Raw genomic sequence first — 4,568 nt, 5'->3', positions numbered from 1 at the left:
AAACTCCCCTCGCCGAGGGGAGATGCCTGGCAGGACAGGTGGATGCGCCGTAGAGCAAGGACCTGCGCTCGCTCTAATTCCCCAGCGCTTCCTTGATCGCCGCATTGCCACGCGTAACCGCATTGTCGAGCGCCTGCTGCGCGGTTTGCTGGCCGGCGAGCATCTTTTCGAACTCCTCGTTCTGGATATCGCGCACCTGCGGCAGGTTCGGAAGACGTACGCCCTTGGAATTGTCGGTCGGCGCCTTACCCGTCATCTGCAGGATCGGGGTCTCGCGACCGACGTTCTTGTCATAGAAACCGGACTTCTTGGTCGCTTCATAGGCGGCAAGCGTTACCGGCAGATAACCCGACTTCTGGTGCAGGTATTCTTGCACCTCGGTCTTCGACAGGTAGGCGAAGAAGGCCGCGACGCCCTTGTATTCCTCGTCGGATTTTTCAGCGAAAACCCACAGGCTGGCGCCACCCGGCGTCGTGTTCTGCGGTGCGCCCTTGGCGTCGCTGTCATAGGGCAATTGGCCGATGCCGTAATTCATGCCGGACTTGACGATATCGCCAAGGCCGCCGGAGGATTCGGTCATGATCCCGCATTCGCCGGCGAGGAAGATCTGCTTGGCTTCGGAGGTGCGGCCGCCATATTTGAAGGTGCCGTCCTTGGCGAGGTCCGCCAGCGCCTGGAAGTGGTTGACGAAAATCGGCGCATTGATCTTGAGCTCGACATCGCCGCCGGCCAGACCGTTCTGCTGGGTGGCCCATGACACGTCATTCCAGGCCGCGAAATTCTCCAGATGGATCCAGGTCAGCCAGGTCGAGGTGTAGCCGCAGGCGGCCGCGCCGCTCGCCTTGATCTTCTTGGCGTCTTCCCACACCTCATTCCAGGTCTTGGGTGGGCTGTCGACGTCGAGACCAGCCTTCTTGAAGATATCCTTGTTGTAATAAAGGATCGGCGAGGAGGAGTTATAGGGGAAAGAGAGCATGGTGCCGTCCGGCTTCGAATAATAGCCGACTATGCCTGGCAGATACTGGCTCTTGTCGAAGGTCATTCCAGCGCTGGTCAACACATCGGCTGCCGGCTTGATTGCGCCTTCGGCTGCCATCATCACGCCGGTGCCGACGTCGAACACCTGCATGATGTCGGGCGCCTGGCCGGCACGGTAGGCGGCGATGCCGGCATTCAGCGTCTCGGGGTAGGTGCCTTTGAACACCGGAACGAGTTCATAGTCGCTCTGGCTGGCATTGAAATCTTTGGAGATCTTGTCGACAACTTCGGCATTGGCGCCAGTCATGGCGTGCCACCAACTGATCTGCGTGACAGCAAAAGCGGAGGTTGAGGAAAGCAGCATAAAGGTGGCGGCAACACCGGCCGCGAAGCCGAAGGACTTCATGTTTCATCTCCCGTTTGTCATTGGCGAAAGGGGCACTCCCGCAAAGGCAATATGTGTCGCTCATGACAATCAGACAACGGTTTTGTTGCAGATCGACGAACTTCACCCCTTTACCTCACGCCACCTCGCCTCCGCTTGGACGCATGGAAAGCCACACGGTTAGCCGGCTTAGCGCGACGACAAGCGCCAGGAACCACCGTCGGAACTGCCAAGCTGCCTTTCGGGGTGGCAGCCTTGATTGCAGCCGCTGCAACCCGAAGAGACACGCCAAGGTTGCAGGCGACTTTATCGATCCCTCAACGGCAACGCGCTACTCAATCCTGCTGCCCTGTTTATTTCCAAAGATCAGGTGAAATAAAATGCTGACGGTCTACAATTGTATCGTCAACGAACACGATCTGAGACTGGTCGCACTCGCCGCGCTGATCTGCGGAATTTCCTGTTTCTCTGCCGTCAACCTGCTTCATCACATAAGCCGCTCCACCGATCGGAACCGGCTTGCCTGGCTGATGATCGCGGCCACTTCGACCGGCTTCGGCATCTGGGCAACGCACTTCATCGCCATGCTCGCATTCACACCGGGCATACCCAGTGCTTACGATCCCGCACTTTCCGTGCTTTCGCTCGCTGCTTCGGTCACTCTGACGGCAGCCGGCATGTGGATCGCCACCTTGCGGAATGAGTTCGACTATCATCTCGTCGGCGGCGCCGTGCTGGGCGGCGGTATCGCGGCCATGCACTACATCGGTATGGCGGCGTTCGAGGTTCAGGGCCGCATCGAGTGGAACCTGTTGCTTGTCGCCGTTTCCCTTCTGGCCGGCGTGACGCTCGCGGCGCTGGCGCTGCGTGTCGTGCAGCGCCGTCCCTCCTTGAAGGCGACATCCGGCGGCGCGGTGCTGCTGACGCTGGCAATCTGCACCCTGCATTTCATCGGTATGGGTGCCGTCTCGATCTTCCCCGATCCCTCGATCGTCATATCCGAATATACGATCGAGCCGACCTCGCAGGCTTTTGCGGCCGCCGCCGCCACACTGGTGATCCTGGTTCTGTCGGCATCGGCGCTGTGGATCGATTTGCGCTTCCGTCGCCAGAAGCTCGAGGTAGACCGCATGCACGGCCTGGCCAATGCCGCCGTGGAGGGGCTGATCGTCTGCGACGGCCACCGCATCATCAGTGCCAATGACAGCATGGCGACATTGACGGGCATCGCAACAGCGACGCTGAACGGAATGCAGCTTGGCGATCTCTTCGGATCCGACATGTCGGGCTTCGGCGAACAGCCGCAGGAGGCCGAATTGAGCGGCCGCGATGGCACGAGCATTCCTGTCGAGCTGATCGCCAGGAGCATCGACTATTGTGGCAAGCCTCACAACGTGGTCGCGGTCCGCGACATTCGCGAGCGCAAGAAGGCGGAACAGGAGATCCTGCGGCTTGCCCATTTCGATCCATTGACCGGACTGGCCAATCGCCGCAGCTTTTCCGGCCGGCTGGAGACGGAAATCGCTGCGATGGGCCGGACCAGGAAAGGCGGCCAGCTTGCGCTTCTGCTGCTCGATCTCGACCGGTTCAAGGAGGTCAACGACCTGTATGGGCACGGCGCGGGCGACGCCATGCTGCAGAAGGTTGCGCACTGCGTTACCGGCATTCTTCGCCAAGGACAGATGGTGGCGCGGCTGGGCGGCGATGAGTTCGCCATCATCGCGCCGAACCTGACCGACCCGTTGGAGGCGGGCCGTATCGCCAACGCCGTGCTGACCGCCATGCGCGAGGAAAACCGGCTCTCGGTCGGCGGCGGCCTGGTGTCGGCCAGCATCGGCATTGCGCTTTATCCATCGGATGCCGAAAACCAGGCCAGCCTGATAAGCCACGCCGATACCGCGCTCTACCGGGCCAAGACCGAAGGCAAGGACACCTACCGCTATTTCGAAGCTTCGATGGGGGCCGAGGCCCGCGACAAGCGCGTGATGGAGCACGAACTGCGCCAGGCGGTCGCACGCCAGGAGTTCTACCTCGTCTATCAGCCGCAGAAGGAGATCAGCAGCGGGAAGATGGTCGGTTTCGAAGCGCTGGTCCGGTGGCGGCATCCGACGCGCGGCGACGTCTCGCCGAGCATATTCATCCCGGTCGCCGAAGACAGCGGCGCCATTGGCCAGATTGGCGAATGGGTGCTGACGGCCGCCTGCGAGGAAGCCGCCCGCTGGGAAAATCCGCTGACGGTGGCCGTCAACGTTTCGGCGGTGCAGCTCCACAACACGAATTTCAGCCGCAAGGTCCACGAAACCTTGCTGAATTCCGGCCTGGCGCCCGGCAGGCTCGAGCTTGAGATCACCGAGACGGCGCTTGTCAAGGACATGCCGCGGGCATTGGCCACCTTGCGGCAGGTCAAGGCGCTGGGCGTGCGCGTCGCCATGGACGATTTTGGAACCGGCTATTCCTCGCTCTCCAACCTTCGCGCCTTTCCCTTCGACAAGATCAAGATCGATGGCTCATTCATCAAGTCCGTCGACAAGAACGGCCAGGTCGCGGCGATCGTGCGCGCCGTCCTGGGACTTGGACGCGGGCTCGGCCTGCCGGTTCTGGCGGAGGGTGTCGAGACGCTCGGCGAACTGAAGTTCCTGGACGCCGAAGCCTGCGAGATCGGCCAGGGCTACTATATCGGCAAGCCGGCTCTCATCGAGGAATTCGGCGATCTGACCGGCGTCGTCGCACCCGCTGTCGGCAGCAAACCCGCCAGCCTGCGCGACAGAAGCGTTCTGGCCTTCGCGCCCGCACCCGCGCTAGCCACACGCTAGACTACAGGCTCTCGGGCTTGAGTGCCGTCTCGACCAGCCGCCTGGCGTCCGGCCCCGACCATTCGGCCGGGCCGTTCATGTGGGCGATCAGGCAGCCCTCGCCGTCGATCAGCATGGTGACGGGAAGGCCTAGCGCCAAGCCGCGCTTCTTGAGGTCGTTGAACAGCGTCATCGTCGAATCCCGGTAATAGCCGAGCGTCGCGACGCCGGTATCGCTGAGGAACTTCTTCGGCTTCACATCGTCGCCGGCATCGACGTTGACGGCGACCACTTCAAAGGAGTCGCTGCCCTTTTCCTTCTGCAGCGCATCGAGCGCCGGCATTTCGGCACGGCACGGCGCGCACCATGTCGCCCACAGATTGAGCAGCACCGTCTTGCCGGCATGATCGGCA

The 4,568-nt window shown here is 61.8% G+C and carries 3 protein-coding genes; 1 reads left to right on the top strand and 2 read right to left on the bottom strand.

Features of this window, described 5'->3' with window-relative positions; translation table 11 throughout:
- Positions 1 to 73 precede the first annotated feature (73 nt).
- A complete protein-coding gene (gene ugpB / locus EN939_RS21975) occupies positions 74 to 1,384 on the bottom strand; it encodes a sn-glycerol-3-phosphate ABC transporter substrate-binding protein UgpB (RefSeq protein ID WP_127269634.1) in 1,311 nt (436 codons plus the stop codon).
- A gap of 359 nt (positions 1,385 to 1,743) precedes the next feature.
- Here ugpB and EN939_RS21970 point away from each other — a divergent pair, with 359 nt between their 5' ends.
- On the top strand, positions 1,744 to 4,176 hold the full coding sequence (locus tag EN939_RS21970; protein WP_127269633.1) for a sensor domain-containing diguanylate cyclase: 2,433 nt from the start codon (positions 1,744 to 1,746) through the stop codon (positions 4,174 to 4,176).
- A gap of 1 nt (position 4,177) precedes the next feature.
- Here EN939_RS21970 and EN939_RS21965 read toward each other — a convergent pair.
- Positions 4,178 to 4,568, bottom strand: a 391-nt coding sequence (locus EN939_RS21965) for a TlpA disulfide reductase family protein (RefSeq protein ID WP_164751137.1), incomplete at its 5' end; no start/stop codon positions are given.

This window comes from Mesorhizobium sp. M7A.F.Ca.CA.002.05.1.1, assembly GCF_003998335.1.
Taxonomy (GTDB): domain Bacteria; phylum Pseudomonadota; class Alphaproteobacteria; order Rhizobiales; family Rhizobiaceae; genus Mesorhizobium.
Note: the sequence above shows the minus strand (reverse complement) of the source record. Positions and strands in the feature narration are given on the sequence as shown.

Bases quoted from the DNA above. Each gene is read 5' to 3' on its own strand.
- ugpB (WP_127269634.1), bottom strand. From the start codon at position 1,384: ATGAAGTCCTTCGGCTTCGCGGCCGGTGTTGCCGCCACCTTTATGCTG.
- EN939_RS21970 (WP_127269633.1), top strand. From the start codon at position 1,744: ATGCTGACGGTCTACAATTGTATCGTCAACGAACACGATCTGAGACTG.